Origin of the sequence: Rhodococcus sp. RCBS9, assembly GCF_029457415.1 — a bacterium.
Classification (GTDB): domain Bacteria; phylum Actinomycetota; class Actinomycetes; order Mycobacteriales; family Mycobacteriaceae; genus Rhodococcus_F; species Rhodococcus_F qingshengii.
In genome coordinates this window covers 2,141,839-2,159,870 of sequence record NZ_CP120422.1, presented here as the reverse complement: position 1 = coordinate 2,159,870, position 18,032 = coordinate 2,141,839, and the positions used below count along the sequence as shown (strand labels likewise).

The window sequence follows — 18,032 nt, the reverse complement described above, 5'->3', positions numbered from 1 at the left end:
GCTACCTAAACGGACAGTTAACCAATTGTAAAATGGCAGATTTCCACAGAACGCCGTGCGGGCAATAGTCTTCTGATCGTGGTACTCAGTGAGCGTTTCCCCGGTAACAAGACCTTCGCGAAGGTTCGTGTCCTGCCGCCGGTGGTGAAGCTGCTCCTCCTCTCGATGGTGCTCTTCAACATCGGGTTCTATCTGGTTGTCCCCTTTCTGGCGGTGCACCTTTCGGAGGACCTCGGATTTGCGGCCTGGATTGTCGGCCTCGTCCTCGGATTGCGGATGTTCAGTCAGCAGGGCATGTTCTTCATCGGTGGAAGCCTCGCCGACAGGTTCGGCAAGCGTCCGATCATCCTGCTGGGCATAGCCGTTCGTGTAGTCGGTTTTCTGATGCTCGGTCTGGCAGAAAGCGTGAGCGCCGTGATCGTCGGCGTGCTCCTGGTCGGCTTTGCTGCCGCGCTCTTCGCGCCCGCAGTGGAGTCGGCCAACGCGGAGTACGGACGCGAACTCGAGTCCGCCGGAGTTATGCGTCGTACCGATTTGTTTGCAGTGGAACAGATGTGCAGCCGCCTGGGAACCGTGATCGGTCCGGCGCTGGGAGCTGCTCTGTTGATGTTTCCGTTCTCGTGGACGGCGTCGAGCGCCGCGTTGCTCTTTGCGATCATGTGGGTCGGGTTCTTCATCTGGTTCCCCCGACCGGGCGATGCCCACGACGGCCCGGTGTCGACCTATACGCTGCGCGATGTCTGGCGAAGCGTCCTGACCAACAACAACTTTCTGCTCTTCGCGACACTCTGCAGTTTTCAGCTGGTTGCGTACAGCCAGCTGTACCTGATGCTTCCGGAACAGCTCGAGCGCGGAATCGGTTCGCAGTCGGCGCTGGGATGGTTCTACGTGGGCGCGGCGGTGTTGGTGATCGTCGGGCAGGGACCGACGGTCGCGGTTGCCCACCGCATCGGGCATCGGCGCGCGATCACCTTCGGGCTTGTGCTCATTTCGGTGTCGTTCCTGGTTCCGCTGGTCACCGGCGTCGACTCCGCAGCTTCGGCGTCGACGCAGATAGTCGGTCTGGCGGTGTGGATCGGGCTGCTGCACCTGGGACAGATGTTGATGGTGCCGCCGATGCGAGACACCATCGCGATCCTCGGTCGTGAAAGCAACCTCGGAGCGCACTTCGGCATGCTCAACACGATCGGCGGTCTGCTCGCGCTCCTGGGAACCGTGGGAGTCGGATTCGTGTACGACCTCGTCGACAACGGCCACGCAGCGCCGGCGTCACCATGGGTGATCGTTGCGCTCTGCGTGGCCGTGTCGGCTGTGGTGTTGTGGGTGTGGTCAGGCCGAACGAAAGTTATCGACCAGCGATCGTCTGATTGATCTTTGCGACGAAATCTTCCAGCACAAACGGAATGGTGAGTGGGTTCGGCATGGACACCGCGTCACTGACGATGGGGTCCAAGCTGATCAGGCCTCCGGTCTCGACCACGTTCAGATTGGTGAACGCCGGCTGCGACTCCATCTCGGCGCGAGCCTTCTCGTAGTTGTCGAAGAGCAGGTAGTCGCACTCGAGGAGGTCGTAGTTCTCGGCGGAGATCTCGTAGTTCAGCTTGCCCGCGAACCGATCCTTCAGTGCGGCAGGCGCCGTGAATCCCAATTGCGTGAGCAGCTGAGCCCGCGCTGCCTCGGGGCTGAACGCTCGCAGATTTCCGTCGCTCCAGCGAATGACGAGAGCTGCTGTCTTGCCTTCGAACTGGGGGTTCTCCGCGCGGGTGCGAACGATGAGGTCTTCGACTTCCTGGACCTCCTTCTTTGCCTGCGCGGGAACGCCCACAGCCGTACCGATGCGGGTCGTGACTTCCTGCCAGGGCAGAACCCAATCCGTCTGATCGGCGGCGTGCAGCACCGTCGGCGCGATGGCGCTGAGCTGCTTGTACAGATCCTCGTCGATCGCGTTGTTGACGGCGATGATCAGGTCAGGCGCTGCAGCCACGATCGTTTCGATGTCGAAATCGGTGGTGGCGTTGGCCAATGGCGTCGGCTCGGCGCCCTGGACTGCGGAGTCGGCCCAGACGCCGATTCCGTCGTCGGTCGATCCCTTCCACACCGGGACCAGGACGGGCGTCAGCCCGAGGGAAAGCAAAACGTCCGCGTCGCCGATACCGACCGCTGCGATGCGGCTGGGTGCCTGCTCGATGGTGGTGGAGCCGAACTTGTGGTCGATCGTCACCGGGAAGGCGTTGGCCTCGGCGTGAGCACCTTCGGTGCCGGGAGTGGATTCGTCCTTCGCGCTGTCGCCACAGGCAGCAAGGGCGAAACCGGCTGCTGTTGCGAAGGTGACGGACAGCATGGCACGGCGGCTCAACATAGGGTTCACGGCAACCTCGGGTTTCATGGTTATGGGACCCTAACCATAGTGGAGTTGCTGTGTCGGCAGTGTTTGTTAACCTCCGCCCATGACGGCGGTTCTCGACTACACATCAGCAGGACCGTTCACCCGCATCGACGGGGTGGACATGCTCGCCCTCGAGTCGCTCTCCACCGACCCCGTGAAAATATGCCGGGTAGTGCCGTACCTGGTGGTCCAACCCACCGATGCTCAGTCGCTGAATCTGCCTGCCGACCGATTCGACGAAAACCAGATCCGGCCGGTAAGCGTTCTGCTCCAACGCCTGCTTGCGCTCGATCCGGCACCGGTGACCTCCGCCCGTGAACCCGACAAGCGGGTCGTCGGAACCTGTCGGCACTTTGCAGTTTCGAGTTGTGCGTTTCTGCGCTACCGCGGTTTTGCCGCCCGGGTCCGTTGTGGTTTTGCCACGTACTTTCAACCGGGACAGGGCGTGGACCACTGGATCACCGAGTACTGGGACGACGCGGGCAAGCGGTGGATCCGCATCGATTCCGAGATCCTCGGACAGAACGTCCTTCCTCACGCCCATGATCTGCAGTCGGGAGAATTCCTCAGTGGTGGTGAGGCGTGGCTGGCGTATCGACGCGGCGAGATCGACGGGTCCCAGTTCGGGGTGTACGGCACCGAGAACTGGGGGCCGGCCGAGATCCGCGGCAACGCTGTGAAGGATCTCGCCGCGATGAACAAGATCGAAACTCTGCCGTGGGACGAGTGGGGTCGTATGACGGACGCCTACGACGGAAAGACCGGCGCCGACTACGACCTACTGTTGGACGATGTCGCCGCGGTGTGCGCCGCCGACGATCCCGTTGCCGTGCGAGCACTGTACGAGCACGATGACTTGCGCGTGCCGGACAAGCTGATTCGTTTCTGAGATGCTGGTGCGATGAATCCGGAGCATCGCCAACTCGATTACGGACTTCGATTCGACTGGGGGTTGCGCGGCGCCGAAGCGATTGCTGCCGGCGTCGATGTGGCAGTGGTGGTAGACGTTCTCTCGTTCACGACGACGCTGAGCGTTGCCGCCGACGCGGGAATCGACGTACTTCCCTTTTCCTGGAACGACGAGCGCGCGTTCGATTACGCGCGTGATGCCGATGCGGTCCTGGCGGTGAGGCGAAGCGTAGCCGCGGAGGGTCAGATCAGTCTGTCTCCCAAGACGATTCGCGAAGCCGAGGTGCCGAGTCGGCTGGTGCTGCCGTCGCCGAACGGGTCGACTATCGCGTTTGCGTTGGCATCTCAGGTTGCGGTGTGTGTCGGCGCTTCGTTGAGGAACGCTTCCGCCGTCGCTGATTGGATTGTGCACGAACATGGTTCGAGATCGAGGGTTGCGATAGTCGCGTCCGGTGAAAAGTGGCCCGGTGGAGAGTTGCGTCCGGCGGTGGAGGATCTGTGGGGCGCCGGTGCGGTTGTCACGGCGTTGACCGTGACTGGTTGGGAAGGGTCCCCATCGCCCGAGGCGCAGATGGCGGCGACTGCCTGGACGGCGGTGTCGGATTCGTACGAGGAACGGTTACGGGACTGCGCCTCAGGGCGCGAGTTGATCGTCATGGGGTTTCCACACGACGTCGCCATCGCCTCGGAACTCGACGACAGCGACACCGTACCTGTTCTCGAAGATCGTGTGTTTCGAGGTCAGCGCACCGGGCGTCGGTTGAACAAACTCCGTGCCCAGAGGTAGGAGAGGAAGGTGATTGCGACGCACCATCCGATCGCGAGTATCGCGTTGTTTCCGATGGCTTCGCCGAGAAGAAGTCCTCGAAGAGTCTCGATGATCGGAGTGAACGGCTGATACTCGGCGAACCATCGCAACACGGTCGGCATCGAGTCGGTGGGGACAAAGCCGCTTCCCAGGAACGGCAAGAGGATCAACACCATTGGAAGGTTGCTGGCCGTCTCGACACTCTTGCTGACGAGGCCGAAGGCGACCGACAACCAGATCATGGCGATGGAGACCAGGACGAGGAGTGCAAACGTCGCGGCCCACTCCACGAAGCCTGCAGTGGGCCGGAAGCCGACGGCTATCGCTACGGCGATGACGACAACGAGGCTCACGATCGTCTGAAGGAGGCTGCCGAGAACGTGACCGGTCAGGACGGACGTGCGCGTGATCGCCATCGTTCGGAATCGTGCAATGATCCCGGCGGTCATATCGGTTGCGACGGAGATGGCAGTACCTTGTGCCGCTGATGCCACGGTCATCAGAATGATCGCCGGTGCAACGTAATTGACGTACTCGGCTCGACCGCCACCGCCGGGGCCGAGGCCGTTCCCGAGCGTTCCGCCGAGCACGTAGACGAACAGCAGTAGGAAAACGACTGGCATTCCGACGAGCATCACCGTCATCGACGGATATCGAAGGATGTGTCGAATGCTGCGACGCAGCATGGTTTTCGAGTCCTGATAGGCAAGCGTCATGGTGGTCATCGCGCGTCGGTCCTTTCGGTGGCGGTCAGAGTCAGGAACACGTCGTCCAGGTCGGGTGTGTGCACGGAGAGTTCCTTGACGTCGATCGAGTGAGCGTCGAGTTGGTCGAGAAGAGAGCGCAGCGAGCGGACACCCCCGTCGCTGGGGACCTGGAGGACATAGGCGGCATCGTCACGTGATGATTCGTCGAAAACAGCTGCAGCAGAATCGAGCTGATCTCGGTCGAAGAAGTGAAGACGAATGTGGCCGCCGGGGATGTGCCGTTTGAGTTCCGCTGCCGTACCTTGGGCGACGATCCGTCCCTGATCGAGGACGGCGATGTGGTCGGCCAGTTGATCAGCTTCCTCGAGGTACTGGGTCGTGAGGAAGATGGTGACACCGCCCTCGACCAACTCCCGGATGATCTGCCACATGGTGCGTCGGCTCCGGGGATCGAGGCCGGTGGTGGGCTCGTCCAGGAAGATGATCTCCGGTCGTCCGATCAACGTCATTGCCAGGTCGAGCCGTCGACGCATGCCGCCCGAGTAGGTCGACGCCAGCTTGTCCGCGGAGTCGATCAGATCGAACTTCTTCAGGAGTTCTTCAGTGCGCGTTCGACGTTCGTCCTTGCCGAGATGGTGCAGGTCGGCCATGAGGAGAAGGTTTTCCTCACCGGACAGATAGTCGTCGACTGCTGAGAACTGCCCGGTGACGCCGATGCGCGAACGCACCGCGTCGGGATCGTCGGAAGGGTTGTACCCGGCGATGCGGATGTCGCCGCCGTCTGCGGGAACGAGGGTCGAGAGGATTTCCACGATGGTGGTCTTGCCGGCGCCGTTGGGGCCGAGGAGTGCAAAGACGGTTCCGCGGTCGACGGAGATGTCGATTCCGTCCAGTACCGTCTTGTCGTCGTAGGCCTTCTTCAGGCCCGTCGCGGTGATGGCTGGTTTACGGGACATCAGCGTTCCTTTCGCTAGATCTTCTTGTTGGATTCTTCTCGGGGCTCCGAACGTCGAATGACGATGTCGCCGTAACTGGTGTGTGCCCGGACGTCTACCCGGCGTTCAGTGGAAGCCGGACCGTGCGTGGCATTCATCTGGTTGTCGACGCGGCCGAAGGACGTATGAGCGTCGAATCGCGCGGCGGTTCCGGATCGAACGCCGATATGGATTCGTCCGGCGGCCGTCTTGGCGGATACGACTCCACTCTCGATGGTCTCGAAACGGATGTCGCCGTTGGCGGTTGCGGCGCTCGCATCGGATTCGGCATGCTCGACGGCGACGCTTCCGTTGGCGGTCTTCGCCTTCAGTGCGCCGGTGATCGTGCCGATGTTGATGTCGCCGTTGGAGTTCTTGACCTCCGCGTTGCCGTCGACGCGGCCGATGCGGATGCTTCCGGACCCGGTGCTCGTGTCGATGTCACCGGCCACGTGCTCGACGATGATCGCGCCGGCCCCGGTGCTGATGTTGAGCGGCCCGGTGGTTTCCAGTGTGCAATCGCCCGCGGAAACCTTCACCCGTGATCGTCCGAGAGTGCCTTCGCTACGGAGGTTGGCAACTGCGGCAGTGCCTTCGAGTTCCGAGCCGGAGGGAAGCTGAACGGAGATGTCCACAGATCCTGTCTTCCCGAAGATGCCGAGGCCGCGCTGTTTCGGAGTCTTGATCTGCAGCCGGCCACCTGCGAATTCGACGCGTGTTTGTTCGGCGACTCGAACGTCGACCTCGCGAGACGAGTTGCTGGGCAACACTTCCACGACAGTGTCGTTGCGGCTGCTCGCCGTGATCCGGATGTGTCCGACTGCCACGTCGAAGTTCAAGGTGATGGGGTCAGGTGTGCTGAATGTAGGCATGGTGATACTCCCGATGAGGTTGTCTCGGTTGATGAAAGAGGGTGGTGCGAAAGATGAAGCCGGTGTCAGTGCACCCAGCCGCTGAAGCTTTCGGAACCTTGGGACGTGCGCTGTCTCGGAGTGCTTCTGTTCGCGCCGCCTTCCAGAGCCGTTGCAGCCGAGCGAACCAGCCACGCGTTGACGGAGATCCCGGCTTCCCGGGCCGCCGCCTCGATCCGGTCTTTGAGGTCTTGCCCCAGCCGCAGGTTGATTCGAGTCATCGAGGCGTCGTCGGACTCCGTGACGGGGCGCGGTGCCGGAGTCGGGTCCTCTTCGACGGGGGCTGGAACCGGTTCACTGATGGCTGGTGCCACCACGAATTCGGGTTCGCGTCCCCGCAGGCGCAGGTCCACCGAACCCGGGGCGAGGTCACGCGTGATCTCGGCGGCTGCCGCAGACAATGCGTCGAGAAGGGTGAGTCGCACTGCTGATTCCAGCGGTGCGGTCAAACGATCGGCGAGTGCCTTTGCGTCTTCTCCGCCTGCTTCGGCCGCCACCGCGAGTTCGTGGCGAAGGTTGTCTACGTACGGTGTCAAGTCCATGGCATCACTATGGCACCACTTTGGTGCCACCGCAATAGTTTGGTGGCACATTCGTGTGAATTTGGTGAGAATTGCCAGGTCATCGGGGTGGTTGGCGATTCGGTCCGCGGCAGGCTGGCACACTCGTAAGGGTGAGTCCTGCCGAATCGAACCGCCGACGCCGCATCGTGCTCTGGATTGCCGGGGTGCTCGGCGTCGTGATCGTGGTTGGGGTGGTGGTCGTCGCGATCGCACCATCGCGGTACCTGCCCTGGGACACGGCTGAGTTCCCGGCGGTGGACGCGAGTGCGCTCACGTCTGATCAAGGTCGGGTGCTCGAGCTACTGCAATCCGAGCATGAGCAGGACCGTCCGGGCACCTTCTATTCCGACGGCATCGACGAAGAGTGGTGCGCCGACTTTGTCAGCTGGATCATGAGGGAAGCCGGTCGACCGTTGTCCAACCCGAACTCCGGAAGTTGGCGCATCCCGGGGGTGTACACCTTGCAGGAGTATTACCAAGGGATCGGCGCGTACGCCGAGAACGGTAGCGGGTACACCCCGAACGTGGGTGATGTGGTGATCTACGACAGTTCGAGATGGGTCGGTCAGCACACCAACATCGTTGTGGCAGTGGACGGCAACTCTGCGATCACGGTTGGCGGCAACGAGTTCGGCAAGGTGCGGGTTCATGATCTGGACTGGCAATCCGACTCTGCCGTCGTGGGATTCGGAAAACTTCACCCCTGATCGTTGCTCTTCGGAGACAAGGCGAACCACCGCGCCGACGCACGTGCCTCGTCGCCTGCGTCGATGTGCAGCGTGTTCGTGCCGGTTCGCACGCTCACCTGCTCACCTCTCTTGATGGGCTGGGTGTACTCGAGGATCGCGCGAAAGGGCCCGCTTCGTAATCTGTCGGGCAGCGCATCTTCCACGGGCTGCCAGTAGATTGCGTTGTTCACGTGATCGAAGGGGTCGAAATCGCTCGAGCGCAACGGGAACGGCGTATCCGCTGACGGCGTCGTGTCCGGGGTCGGGTCGATCCACCGACGCCAGTGAAGATGCTGGTCCACGGCCGTCGATGCGAGGGCGGCGGTGAACTTCTCACTGATGGATGCCGGCATTCCCGTCTTCGGGTCGATGTTGATCCAGAACGCCTCGGTTTCGATCAACCCGCCGCCATCGGATCTGATGCGAACTCGCATCGAACACCACTTGTTCGACAGGCCTGAACACCAGCGCTGCAGGTGAACTCGATCCGGCCAGACGACCGGTTCGAGTACATCGATCACCGTTCTTCGTACCATCCACAGCGGGTGTGTATCCATGGCGCCGCGGTCGACGAGATTGTCGAAGCCCGCGTCTTGGAGGTAGCGCGCGATCGCGTCGAGGCGCAGTTGTTTGTCGGTGTGGATGTCACCCGTACGCACCGGCCACGAGGCCTGGAAGATGCTTCCGGTTGTCGGTAGTTCGGCCATCGCTACGTGGTCGTCGACTTTTGTACGGTTCATCGGATGTGGGCTCCCGGTGTTCGCTTGGTTGGGTGGCTTCACGCTTGCGTTACCCGATGGTGGGATCTTGAACCATCGGAGTTCATCGTTTTCTGAATCCAGTTTTCGATGTACTGTCGCACGTATGGATATCGAGGGCGTAGATGTGGTGACCAACGTGGCGGTGCTTGCGAGGTTCGGGCATGCACTGTCCGACGAGACTCGGACACGGATACTGCTCGAACTGAAGACCGCCCCGCGGTATCCGTCCGACCTCGCTGAAACACTGGCTGTGACCAGGCAGAAGCTGTCCAACCATCTGGCTTGCCTGCGCGGTTGCGGCTTGGTGGTGGCCGTCCCGGAAGGGCGCCGGACCAGATACGAACTCGCCGATGTACATATCGGTCGGGCCCTCGACGACCTGCTCGGGGTCGTACTCGCGGTGGATCCGTCGTACTGCCCGGACAGCGAATCAGAGGGGTGCTGCTGATGGTTGCGCCCGTTGACGGTGTCGGGCTCTCGACTGACCGGCGTGCGCTCTTGTCGAGAAGAATTCGCATCTTCGTGGCGATCACGATCAGCTACAACGTCGTCGAAGCGATCATCGCGCTGGCGGAGGGCACACGGGTGTCGTCCGCAGCACTGTTCGGTTTCGGCCTCGATTCGGTGATCGAAGTGTCCTCGGCGGCAGCTGTTGCCTGGCAGTTCTCGGCGCCGGATCCGACGAGCCGTGAGAAGACGGCACTGCGAGTGATCGCATTCTCGTTCTTCGGGCTCGCTGCGTACGTCTCGTTCGACGCGATTCGGTCGCTGTTCGGTCTGGGGGAAGCTCAGCACACGAGCGTCGGAATACTCTTGGCTGCGGTGAGTTTGGCGATCATGCCGGCCCTGTCCTATGCGCAACGCCGAGCAGGTCGGGAGTTGGGTTCGCTGTCGGCGGTCGCGGATTCGAAGCAGACGCTCCTCTGTACCTACCTTTCTGCGGTCTTGCTGGTCGGTTTGCTGCTCAATTCGGTACTCGGCTGGTCGTGGGCAGATCCGATTGCTGCACTGGTCATCGCCGTCATCGCGGTGAAAGAAGGCATCAACGCGTGGAAGGGTGATCCGTGCTGCCCGGTTGTGGCTGTGCCCGAGAGCGGTGACGAGTGCGACTGCTGCTGAGTGAACACAGGTTTTGTCGAGTGAGCACTCGCTGCGGTGCGTCAGAGCGGGTGTTCACTCGATGAAAGGCGTGCCGACTTCTGCGCGGCCCTTGATGTGCGCGGCGCGTTGCTCGAGAAGGCGCCGCAGATACGGGCCGACAGCCAACCTCAGTGCCAGGTGTCCGAGCGCCCCGAAGGGGGCCGTAACCGTGAAGCGGTCATGCATCCGCGTCCACCCACCCGGCTGAACGTCGAAGACGTGTCGGAGAGCGATGACGAGTGCGGCTGCTGCTGAGTGAGCACAGGTTCAGTTGAGTGAACACCGTCTGCAGCGCGTCAGAGAGGGTGCTCACTCGGTGAAAGGGGTGCTCGGTTAGGTTTGCGATCCCGGCAAGCGGGTACGGGTCGGTGACCTGCGGTTCATCCGCGACGGGTGATGTTTTCGCCTTCCAGCCCCTCGAGACTGAGTAAGGGAAGTGCATTCTGTCGAAAGGAACGCTGATGACTGCTCCACCGCGGGAACCCGCGAATCACCCTGTCCGGCAGGGTTTCGCGGTAGGTACGACGTTTGCAGCAGCAATTCTGCTGCTCACCGCAGGCATTGTCGCTCTGCTTCAGGGCATCGCGGCCGTTGCCGACAACAATCTGTTTGTCGTGGGTATCAACTACACGTACAAGTTCGACATCACGACGTGGGGTTGGATCCACATCATCTTGGGCATCATCGGGATCGTGGTGGCCCTCGGCCTCTTCACCGGTGCAGTGTGGGCCAGGGCGGCGGCAATCGTCATTGCGTCGCTCTCGATCATCGCCAACTTCTTGTGGATGCCGTATTACCCACTGTGGTCGATCCTGGTCATCGCGCTCGATGTCGTTGTGATCTGGGCGGTCGCGACCTGGGACAGGGACAGAGTCTAGGCACCGAACAACCCGAGAGCAGTTGGTCCCGACCGAGTCGACTCGGTCGGGACCATCGCTCGTGCGTGGGACATTTCGACAGGGTGTGGCTCGGATCAGTCTGGGAGTCGACGCATTTCGGCGACGGTCAGGCCGAGGGAATCGAGACGGGCCATGATGCTCCGCATAGCCGTGTGGTCCGCGACGGGTCCGTACAAACTGGTGAACCCGCCGGCGGCACTGGCGACACTGAGTTCAGGAAATGCGGCCTTGACGCGGTCCGACACTTCGCCGTCGATGAGGAATTGATACCGAGTGGGAGCATTCATCAGTATCCGCTCCATTTCGTAGGGCCATGAGGTTCGAGAAGGCAGCGCTCCGAGCCTCGAAATCGCATGTCGTCAAGTGCAATCGGCGTCGCTGCCCGATCCAGGACTCCGCATCCGTGGGATCCAGTCTTACTCCCGTACGCGCTCGGGGCGTCATCCCCTACGGGTGAATGTCGTCGCGGGTCCGTTCATCCCTTTTGTGTGAGGCTCCGTAGAGTCGCCACCCCTAGTGTCGACCGGGAGAGAGAGAAGAGGTCGGCATGGGATCTGTCATCGGGGATCTGTTACCCCTCGCGGTCGGCGTTGCGGTATCGCCGATCCCGATCATCGCGGCAATCTTGATGTTGTTGTCCAAGCGTGCCGGCAGCACGAGCGTCGGGTTCGCGCTGGGCTGGATACTGGGAATCGTCGTCGCCACCGTGATCTTCGTGCTTCTGTCCAGCAAGCTCGGTGACTCCGAAGGTGATCCGTCAGCGACAGTGTCGTGGATCAAGCTGGCGTTGGGTGTATTGCTTCTTGCGTTCGGAGTCAAGCAATGGCGCGGACGCGGAGGCGAGCACGAAACCCCGAAGTGGATGCACGCCATCGATGACATGACCGCTGTCAAAGGCCTCGGCTTGGGCTTCGCTCTGGCTGCGATCAATCCGAAGAATCTGATGATGTGTATCGCGGCCGGAATCTCTATCGGATCCGCGTCATTGGGCTCCGGAGAAGTTGTTGTCGCCATTCTGGTTTTCACGATCATCGCGGCCTGCACAGTGTGCGTGCCCGTGATCGGCTACCTCGTTGCCGCGGAGCGACTGCGTGGTCCGCTGGCCAAGCTGAAGGTGTGGTTGCAGGACAACAACGCCACGGTGATGAGTGTGTTGATCCTGGTTATCGGTGTTGTTCTCATCGGCAAGGGCATCGGCGGTCTCTGACAACTGGAGGTAGTTATGGGATCGCTGCTACTGCAACAGATCCCGCTGGCGCTCGGGATCATCATGAGCCCGCTGGCGGTTGTCGCCGTTGTGGCCGTACTCTTTTCCGAACGAGCGCGTATCAACAGCATTGCGTACCTGATCGGGTGGTATCTCGGAATAGTTGTCGCGCTGGCCGGTTCGTACGTCATCTTGACCGCACTCCAGGTTCATCAGCGCACACACCCTCCGCTGTGGGTGCCCATCATCCATCTCGTTCTCGGGGCAACTCTGCTGGCGGGTGCCTGGTTCGTCTACTCACGCAGTCGTCGCGGGGTTCATGCGATGGCGGCTGCAGTTGCCCCTGGCGACGTTGTGGCTGCGGCCCCTCAGCTGCCGAAGATGCTGCAATCGGTTGAGCACTTCCAACCAATGCGATCCGGTGTGCTCGGTTTCGCGCTGTTCGTTCTCAACCCCATCGACATGTCGTGTGCCATCGCAGCAGCGATGAACCTTCGTCTCAGCACCGTGGCACCGACGTCGCAGATCGTCTCGGCCGTGATCTTCTCGCTGGTGTCCGTGACCTCGGTCGCGGTACCTGTTGCCCTCCTGCTGATCAAGAAGGACGAGGCAACCGAACCGCTGCTGAAGATCCGCACCTGGATAGCCACCAACACGCACTTGCTGAACGTCGGGCTCCTCGTCCTGATCGCGGCGATGCAGATCAGTAAAGGGGTGCAAGGACTATGAGTGCTCCGCACACGCGGACCTGGTGGGTCTTCGGATCGTTGTCCGACTATCAACGCGCTTGGCTTCGCCCCGACATCATTGCGGGCCTTACGGTGTGGGCTGTCCTTGTTCCGGAAGCGCTCGCGTACGCCACCATCGCCGGAGTTCCGCCGGTGGTCGGGCTTTATGCTGCGGTTCCGTCATTGATTCTGTATGCAGCAGCCGGCAGTTCGCGCCATCTGATCGTCGGGCCGATGTCGGCGACCGCAGCGTTGTCCGCGGCGATGATTGCGCCATTGGCTTCAGGAAACGACGGCCGATTCATCGCGCTGTCGGCGGCATTGGCGATCGTGACCGGGCTCGTCGGATTGCTCGCAGGATTCATGCGCCTCGGATTCATCGCGTCCTTCATCTCCGAGCCGGTTCTCAAGGGATTCATCGTCGGTCTGGCGCTCACGATCATCATCGGTCAAGTACCCAAACTCCTGGGCGTGGACAAGGGGGAGGGAAACTTCTTCGTCCAGACGTGGACAGTGGTGAAGGAACTGGGTGAGGTCGACCTACCGACCGTGATCATCGGATTGCTCAGCCTGGCAATGGTCCTGGGCGTCAAGCGATGGCTTCCGCTCGTACCGGGTTCGCTCCTCGTCGTGCTGCTGGGCATTACCGCAGTAGCGTTGTTCGGCCTCGACGATCGTGGCATCGACATTGTCGGACACATCGACTCGGGCCTGCCGTCGATGGGTCTGCCGAGTGGTGTGGGAGCCGAGGACTACCTCGACCTGGTCGGACCGGCGGTCGGCGTTCTGCTCATCGGTTTCGCCGAAGGTCTTGGCGCTGCAAAGACATACGCGGCCAAGGCCGGCTACACCATCGACGCCAATCGTGAACTGGCAGGACTGGGTGCGGCCAATCTCGGATCGGGTCTCTGCTCGGGAATGGTGGTCAACGGCAGCCTGTCGAAGACCGCCGTCAACGGAGGAGCGGGCGCCAAATCTCAGGTCAGCGGACTGGTGGTCGCGGCGCTGACGCTGGTGACACTGCTGTTTCTCACCGGCCTGTTCGAGAAGTTGCCAGAGGCGACGCTCTCGGCTGTGGTCATCGCAGCAGTGATCGAACTGGTCGATTTCTCCTCCCTCGCAGCGCTGTACCGGGTGTGGACGAAGAGGTTGGGCAGTATCTACGGGCACGCTGCCCGGGCCGATTTCGCGGCGGCGATCGCGGCGATGTTCGGGGTTCTCCTCTTCGACACGTTGCCCGGTCTGATCATCGGAATCGCCGTCTCGATGTTGCTGCTCCTGTATCGGGTCTCCAAACCGCACGTGGCCGCTCTGGCCAAGGACGGCACGCGCTGGGTCGACATCAGTGGGCATCCTGATCTGAAAACACTCGACGGCGTCGTAGTGGTCAGGGTCGAAGCGGGGATGTTCTTCGCCAATGCCGATCACGTGCGTGATCAGATCACCGGTCTGGTGACCGCCGACACCACCATGGTTGTTCTCGACGCCGAGACGTCACCGTTCATCGACGTCAGCGCTGCGCAGATGTTGGCTCAGCTTCGAGATTCGTTGGCACGCAGGAATGTGAGCTTCCGAGTGGCACGCGACATCGGGCAGTTCCGCGACGTTCTGTCCGGTGCCGACCAGGGCGCGCTGAAGGTCGACGTCTATCCGACCGTCTCGCAAGCGCTTGCAGGTCGAGACAACACCTCAGCGTGATGTCCGTAGCCAGATTCCCAGGGGACCGGAATCTTTGGCCACTGATCCGACGATCGACGACGCGACAACCACGATGGCCGAGAAGATGAACAGCCAGCCGATGACGGTGAACATCACGCCCAGAAGACCGAACTCGTCCTGCGACGTCTTTGTCATTCGGGGGAGGAAAAGAGTGCCGGCCACGTGCAGTCCGGTCAGGCCCGTCGCGGTGAGCAATCCCGACCCGACGCACATTCGAGTGGTCATGCGATTGGCCGTCAGCAGCATGGGCACGGCTGTCCACACGAGTGCCCACACGACGTAGACCGCTGTGAATTCCAGGACTCTGCCTACTCCCGGAACACCATTCAGTTCACGGCACAGGGCCGCACCGACCACCGACGCGGCCACGACGCACACTACCGCGAACCACCGCCACGCCTGACGGAGTGTCGCCGTCGGCACGCTCCAGATCCGTCCGTACATCCGGCCGAGAGCGCGAGCGTAGGACGTGGAACTGATCAGCAGCATGAGCAAGCCGACAATCCCGAACGCTGCCGCGGTAGAGGTACTGGTCAATACGGTGTCGGGGAGTTGGACGCCGAGGTCGTCTTTGGCGGCATCAGCCAACGGCTTCAGCTTCTCCAAGGTCGACGCTGCAATCATGACCGGGAGCAATGACGTAAAGGCCTGGGCCGCCAAAGTCATGGCGCTGTCCACGAGCCCGACTTCGAAGACCCCGATGGTTGCATCAGTCGCCAACCGTCGACTGGGTGTACGTCTCGCCCACACGGTCAATCGATCGCGCGTATCGGAATACAGCTTCGGGGGCATGGAAGCAGTCTTGCTCAGATGAGTCCGCCGCGTCGCGCAGCCTTGAGCGCGTCGCGTCGGTTGCTCACTTCCAACTTGCGATAGATCCCGCGAAGATGCGTCTTGATGGTGTTGACGGAAAGGAACAGCGTGTCGGCAATGGACTCGGTGGTGTCTCCGGAAGCCAGTTCACGGAGCACGGTGTATTCGCCTGGCGTGAGGATCGGTGCACTCACCAATTCTTGTGGGCGAATGCGGCTACGTACCTGTTCGGCAAATGCTTCCTGATCGCCGAAATGTCCACTGAACTCGTCGAACACCGGCCGCAGGGATGCGCCGTAGTCGAGGAAGGGGCGTAGCAGGCTACCGGCTTCCGCGGCGCGCAGCGCTTTGTGGAGGGAGCGAAACGACTTGCGCTCGTGACCTGTTGCAGCGTGGATCCCGGCTTCGAGTGTCCAGGCGTAGACGTGATGTGCGAGCAACGGGATTTCGGAGGACCCGAGAGCTTCGGAAACTTCGACGAGTGCTTCCGCGAACTTGTTGGACGAGAAGGCGACGGCACCCCGTGCGAGATGTATCTCCGACGTTTCTCCGAATTGATCGGCTGCGTCACGCACGAGTCTCGCTGCCCATTCCACCTCGCCGACGGAAAGGCATGCGTGGACGACGGGTGGTAGAAGAGCCAAGGTCGCGAACGCGAAGGTACGTAATTCGATCGCGCTGAGCATCGCGTCGCGGACATCGGCGGCGGTCGAGCGTCGGTCGGTCGAGCCGTCGAGACTGTGAAGGCCGAAGGTTACGACGGAGTGCCACCCGAACACCGGCGCGCTGGCGCCGAGAACGTCTGTGCTCCGGTAGTTTCCGATTGTCGGGATGCGGTACGGGAGTTCGCTCGAAGCGCAGAGATATGTGGCAAAGGCGGCCACCGACGCGGACAACTCGTACTCCGCAGTCGTCGTGATGCGATGTTCGACCGCGTAGTCGAGAGCGTAGACGGAGTGAGCCCTCATCGCCCCGATGTCTCCGCTGAGAGAAGCTACGTAGCCCAGTCCGGTCAGCGACTTCAAGACGAATCGCGCCCTGCCCCGTATTGTCCCGAGTGCGACGGCTTGAGTGTATTCGACAGTCGCCCTGTCGAACTCACGTCGCAGTAAGTGTGCCGTCGCCAATTCCATGTGTGCGTAGGCTTCGATGTCGGAGTGGGTGCTTTTCTGGCGCCGCTCCAGACGTGCCGCCAGCGGCTCGTTGTCGGAAGTCGCCGTAACGCAGGAGATTTCCAGGCTCATCGCCAGGAACAATGGATCTTCTGCAATCGGTGGATGAGTTGCCTCGAGAAGATCGAGGCACGTGGTCGCCGAGGTCACGTCACCGGAGTGGAGGGCGGCCGCCGCCAGCACCAGTCGGGTGATCGGGGATTCCGAGACCTGCGTCGACACGGATTCCAGGACTCGCACGACGTCCCCGCAGTGCCCGTCGAGTACGAGGCCCAGCCCGCAGCGTTCGAGAAACGCGAGAATGCGGCATGGGTCTCCGATCGACACCTCGAGTTCGAGCGCCTCGAGTTCGAAGTGATTGCTTTCGAACCAGCTTGCTGCTCGCAGGTGTACGCGGTTTCTCTCGACGTGATCGACGCGACGGAACTCTGCCCGAAGGTGCTCGCGCAAGAGAGGGTGATAGCTGAACCACGTTGTGTGGTCGGCGGAATCGGTGCGGGTCACGGGGAAGTTGAACTGAATCAGCGAGTCGATCTCGGATCGAGCGTTCGAGTCCGTCAGAGTTTCCGCCAGTTGGGCGGAGAAAGAATCGACTACCGATGTTCGCAACATGAACGAGGTGACATGTTCGGGCAAGGACGTCAGTACCTCGTCGACGAGAAAGTCGGCGATCGGGCGGGGTGTGTGCGTGAACTCGTCCAGTGCATCGCCGATGTCACTGCGGCCGGCCAGAAACGCGGCGGTCAGGCGAACGACGGCGCCCCACCCCTTGGTGAAGTTCTCGACGATTGCGAGTTCGTCGTCGCGCAGCGTGATGTCGTACTCGCCGAATATCGCGGTGATCTCGGAGCGATCGAAAGCGAGATCGGTGGATGCAAAGCGGGTGAGTCGGCCGTCGAGAGCCAGACGATGCCACGTGAGCGGTGGTTCGTAGCGGGCGGCAACGATAATCGACAGGTTGCCCGGGGTCTGTGTGAGTATCCGATCGAGGAGACCGATCGACATCGGATCGTGGAGGGTGTGAACGTCGTCGAGGATCAACGTTGTTCGGCGCTCGTGCGTTTCGAGGGTTTCCGCAAAGTGCGCGAGCCACTGCTCGACGGGCGGCCTGGATCCGGTCTGCACGGGGAGCCTCTGGCCGGCCGCATGGGCGGAGGTCGCGATCGCCTCGGCGAGGGATTCACACAGTATCGACACGTTGTTGTCGCGCTCGGCCAACGTCAGCCAGGCCAGCGCAACATCAGGGGAGGCTCGAGAATATTCGCGAGCCCAATCGGCCAGAAGTAGGGTCTTCCCCGCACCGGCCGGAGCCGAGAGCAACCCGACAGGCCCGGGGCCTGAGCCTTTGGTGGCAGTGGATGCGGTGAGTTTGCGGTGCAGGCGCGGACGCGCGACCAGTCCTTTCACGGCAGTTGGCGGGTGAAAACGACCGTTGAGTGCGGCGCCTGGCACGTGTGCTTGCCCGACGCGGTGAGACGCGTCGAGCGTTACTGCAGCGGCATCACGAAATGGGCTGCTCATCCGACTCCTGTTCGACTGGCTGCACTGGACGTGACCGCTGGATCGAAATTTTGAACGAGTTAGATGATGTGAAACTACCCAATTCG

Annotated in this window: 20 protein-coding genes; 10 read left to right on the top strand and 10 right to left on the bottom strand. The window is 61.7% G+C overall.

Features of this window, described 5'->3' with window-relative positions; all coding sequences use genetic code 11:
• Positions 1-78 precede the first annotated feature (78 nt).
• Positions 79-1,371, top strand: coding sequence for an MFS transporter (locus tag P0M12_RS10325; RefSeq protein ID WP_118605975.1), 1,293 nt, complete (start codon positions 79-81; stop codon positions 1,369-1,371).
• On the opposite strand, the gene P0M12_RS10320 is transcribed toward P0M12_RS10325, so the two are convergent.
• Positions 1,346-2,359, bottom strand: coding sequence for an ABC transporter substrate-binding protein (locus P0M12_RS10320; protein WP_007730352.1), 1,014 nt, complete (start codon positions 2,357-2,359; stop codon positions 1,346-1,348). The two genes, P0M12_RS10325 and P0M12_RS10320, sit on opposite strands and share 26 nt — an antisense overlap.
• Positions 2,360-2,447: 88 nt before the next feature.
• Between P0M12_RS10320 and P0M12_RS10315 the strand changes: the two genes are divergently transcribed.
• Entirely contained in the window at positions 2,448-3,275 is an 828-nt protein-coding gene (locus tag P0M12_RS10315) for a transglutaminase domain-containing protein (protein WP_277377655.1), read from the top strand.
• Between the two features lie 12 nt (positions 3,276-3,287).
• The gene (locus P0M12_RS10310; RefSeq protein WP_218747941.1) at positions 3,288-4,082 is read left to right on the top strand and encodes a 2-phosphosulfolactate phosphatase; all 795 of its coding nucleotides are present in this window, start codon (positions 3,288-3,290) and stop codon (positions 4,080-4,082) included.
• On the opposite strand, the gene P0M12_RS10305 is transcribed toward P0M12_RS10310, so the two are convergent.
• The 4 genes from P0M12_RS10305 to P0M12_RS10290 all read right to left on the bottom strand — a co-directional run bounded on the left by P0M12_RS10305 (position 4,037) and on the right by P0M12_RS10290 (position 7,237).
• Positions 4,037-4,828, bottom strand: coding sequence for an ABC transporter permease (locus P0M12_RS10305; RefSeq protein WP_054780764.1), 792 nt, complete (start codon positions 4,826-4,828; stop codon positions 4,037-4,039). The two genes, P0M12_RS10310 and P0M12_RS10305, sit on opposite strands and share 46 nt — an antisense overlap.
• Positions 4,825-5,766, bottom strand: a complete 942-nt coding sequence (locus P0M12_RS10300; RefSeq protein ID WP_064443578.1) for an ATP-binding cassette domain-containing protein — start codon at positions 5,764-5,766, stop codon at positions 4,825-4,827. Before P0M12_RS10300 ends, P0M12_RS10305 begins: the two co-directional genes overlap by 4 nt.
• Before the next feature lie 14 nt (positions 5,767-5,780).
• Positions 5,781-6,656 (bottom strand): hypothetical protein, encoded by an 876-nt coding sequence (locus tag P0M12_RS10295; protein WP_277377654.1) that lies wholly within the window; start codon positions 6,654-6,656, stop codon positions 5,781-5,783.
• A gap of 65 nt (positions 6,657-6,721) precedes the next feature.
• On the bottom strand, positions 6,722-7,237 hold the full coding sequence (locus tag P0M12_RS10290; protein WP_007730367.1) for a toxin-antitoxin system HicB family antitoxin: 516 nt from the start codon (positions 7,235-7,237) through the stop codon (positions 6,722-6,724).
• A 131-nt stretch (positions 7,238-7,368) separates the two neighbouring features.
• Between P0M12_RS10290 and P0M12_RS10285 the strand changes: the two genes are divergently transcribed.
• Positions 7,369-7,965 (top strand): CHAP domain-containing protein, encoded by a 597-nt coding sequence (locus P0M12_RS10285; protein WP_030536161.1) that lies wholly within the window; start codon positions 7,369-7,371, stop codon positions 7,963-7,965.
• On the opposite strand, the gene P0M12_RS10280 is transcribed toward P0M12_RS10285, so the two are convergent.
• A complete protein-coding gene (locus P0M12_RS10280) occupies positions 7,956-8,726 on the bottom strand; it encodes an acyl-ACP thioesterase domain-containing protein (protein ID WP_003943026.1) in 771 nt (256 codons plus the stop codon). The two genes, P0M12_RS10285 and P0M12_RS10280, sit on opposite strands and share 10 nt — an antisense overlap.
• A gap of 124 nt (positions 8,727-8,850) precedes the next feature.
• Here P0M12_RS10280 and P0M12_RS10275 point away from each other — a divergent pair, with 124 nt between their 5' ends.
• On the top strand, positions 8,851-9,195 hold the full coding sequence (locus tag P0M12_RS10275) for a metalloregulator ArsR/SmtB family transcription factor (protein WP_007730375.1): 345 nt from the start codon (positions 8,851-8,853) through the stop codon (positions 9,193-9,195).
• Complete coding sequence (locus P0M12_RS10270) at positions 9,195-9,866, top strand: cation transporter (RefSeq protein WP_230793198.1); 672 nt, start codon at positions 9,195-9,197, stop codon at positions 9,864-9,866. Before P0M12_RS10275 ends, P0M12_RS10270 begins: the two co-directional genes overlap by 1 nt.
• 54 nt (positions 9,867-9,920) lie before the next feature.
• Here P0M12_RS10270 and P0M12_RS10265 read toward each other — a convergent pair whose 3' ends face one another.
• Entirely contained in the window at positions 9,921-10,073 is a 153-nt protein-coding gene (locus P0M12_RS10265; protein ID WP_007730382.1) for a hypothetical protein, read from the bottom strand.
• Positions 10,074-10,348: 275 nt separating this feature from the next.
• Here P0M12_RS10265 and P0M12_RS10260 point away from each other — a divergent pair, with 275 nt between their 5' ends.
• Positions 10,349-10,765 (top strand): hypothetical protein, encoded by a 417-nt coding sequence (locus P0M12_RS10260; protein ID WP_003943077.1) that lies wholly within the window; start codon positions 10,349-10,351, stop codon positions 10,763-10,765.
• A 95-nt stretch (positions 10,766-10,860) separates the two neighbouring features.
• On the opposite strand, the gene P0M12_RS10255 is transcribed toward P0M12_RS10260, so the two are convergent.
• A complete protein-coding gene (locus P0M12_RS10255; RefSeq protein WP_003943015.1) occupies positions 10,861-11,073 on the bottom strand; it encodes a hypothetical protein in 213 nt (70 codons plus the stop codon).
• 260 nt (positions 11,074-11,333) lie between these two features.
• Between P0M12_RS10255 and P0M12_RS10250 the strand changes: the two genes are divergently transcribed.
• Genes P0M12_RS10250 through P0M12_RS10240 form a run of 3 tightly spaced genes read left to right on the top strand, consistent with a single transcriptional unit; the run spans position 11,334 to position 14,419 of the window.
• Positions 11,334-11,993 (top strand): GAP family protein, encoded by a 660-nt coding sequence (locus tag P0M12_RS10250; RefSeq protein ID WP_003942903.1) that lies wholly within the window; start codon positions 11,334-11,336, stop codon positions 11,991-11,993.
• Positions 11,994-12,008: 15 nt separating this feature from the next.
• Complete coding sequence (locus P0M12_RS10245; RefSeq protein WP_277377653.1) at positions 12,009-12,722, top strand: GAP family protein; 714 nt, start codon at positions 12,009-12,011, stop codon at positions 12,720-12,722.
• Positions 12,719-14,419 carry a SulP family inorganic anion transporter gene (locus P0M12_RS10240; RefSeq protein ID WP_221742254.1) on the top strand — a complete coding sequence of 567 codons (1,701 nt, stop codon included), beginning with the start codon at positions 12,719-12,721 and terminating at the stop codon, positions 14,417-14,419. The genes P0M12_RS10245 and P0M12_RS10240 overlap by 4 nt, the downstream gene beginning before the upstream one ends.
• On the opposite strand, the gene P0M12_RS10235 is transcribed toward P0M12_RS10240, so the two are convergent.
• Positions 14,411-15,232 (bottom strand): hypothetical protein, encoded by an 822-nt coding sequence (locus P0M12_RS10235; RefSeq protein ID WP_003942972.1) that lies wholly within the window; start codon positions 15,230-15,232, stop codon positions 14,411-14,413. The genes P0M12_RS10240 and P0M12_RS10235 overlap by 9 nt on opposite strands.
• Positions 15,233-15,246: 14 nt before the next feature.
• Positions 15,247-17,946: a LuxR C-terminal-related transcriptional regulator gene (locus P0M12_RS10230; RefSeq protein ID WP_231782659.1), complete on the bottom strand. Its 2,700-nt coding sequence runs from the start codon at positions 17,944-17,946 to the stop codon at positions 15,247-15,249.
• Between the last annotated feature and the right edge of the window lie 86 nt (positions 17,947-18,032).

Bases quoted from the DNA above. Each gene is read 5' to 3' on its own strand.
- P0M12_RS10320 (WP_007730352.1), bottom strand. From the start codon at position 2,359: ATGTTGAGCCGCCGTGCCATGCTGTCCGTCACCTTCGCAACAGCAGCC.
- P0M12_RS10315 (WP_277377655.1), top strand. From the start codon at position 2,448: ATGACGGCGGTTCTCGACTACACATCAGCAGGACCGTTCACCCGCATC.
- P0M12_RS10310 (WP_218747941.1), top strand. From the start codon at position 3,288: ATGAATCCGGAGCATCGCCAACTCGATTACGGACTTCGATTCGACTGG.
- P0M12_RS10305 (WP_054780764.1), bottom strand. From the start codon at position 4,828: ATGACCACCATGACGCTTGCCTATCAGGACTCGAAAACCATGCTGCGT.
- P0M12_RS10300 (WP_064443578.1), bottom strand. From the start codon at position 5,766: ATGTCCCGTAAACCAGCCATCACCGCGACGGGCCTGAAGAAGGCCTAC.
- P0M12_RS10295 (WP_277377654.1), bottom strand. From the start codon at position 6,656: ATGCCTACATTCAGCACACCTGACCCCATCACCTTGAACTTCGACGTG.
- P0M12_RS10290 (WP_007730367.1), bottom strand. From the start codon at position 7,237: ATGGACTTGACACCGTACGTAGACAACCTTCGCCACGAACTCGCGGTG.
- P0M12_RS10280 (WP_003943026.1), bottom strand. From the start codon at position 8,726: ATGAACCGTACAAAAGTCGACGACCACGTAGCGATGGCCGAACTACCG.
- P0M12_RS10275 (WP_007730375.1), top strand. From the start codon at position 8,851: ATGGATATCGAGGGCGTAGATGTGGTGACCAACGTGGCGGTGCTTGCG.
- P0M12_RS10270 (WP_230793198.1), top strand. From the start codon at position 9,195: ATGGTTGCGCCCGTTGACGGTGTCGGGCTCTCGACTGACCGGCGTGCG.
- P0M12_RS10265 (WP_007730382.1), bottom strand. From the start codon at position 10,073: ATGCATGACCGCTTCACGGTTACGGCCCCCTTCGGGGCGCTCGGACAC.
- P0M12_RS10260 (WP_003943077.1), top strand. From the start codon at position 10,349: ATGACTGCTCCACCGCGGGAACCCGCGAATCACCCTGTCCGGCAGGGT.
- P0M12_RS10255 (WP_003943015.1), bottom strand. From the start codon at position 11,073: ATGAATGCTCCCACTCGGTATCAATTCCTCATCGACGGCGAAGTGTCG.
- P0M12_RS10250 (WP_003942903.1), top strand. From the start codon at position 11,334: ATGGGATCTGTCATCGGGGATCTGTTACCCCTCGCGGTCGGCGTTGCG.
- P0M12_RS10245 (WP_277377653.1), top strand. From the start codon at position 12,009: ATGGGATCGCTGCTACTGCAACAGATCCCGCTGGCGCTCGGGATCATC.
- P0M12_RS10240 (WP_221742254.1), top strand. From the start codon at position 12,719: ATGAGTGCTCCGCACACGCGGACCTGGTGGGTCTTCGGATCGTTGTCC.
- P0M12_RS10235 (WP_003942972.1), bottom strand. From the start codon at position 15,232: ATGCCCCCGAAGCTGTATTCCGATACGCGCGATCGATTGACCGTGTGG.
- P0M12_RS10230 (WP_231782659.1), bottom strand. From the start codon at position 17,946: ATGAGCAGCCCATTTCGTGATGCCGCTGCAGTAACGCTCGACGCGTCT.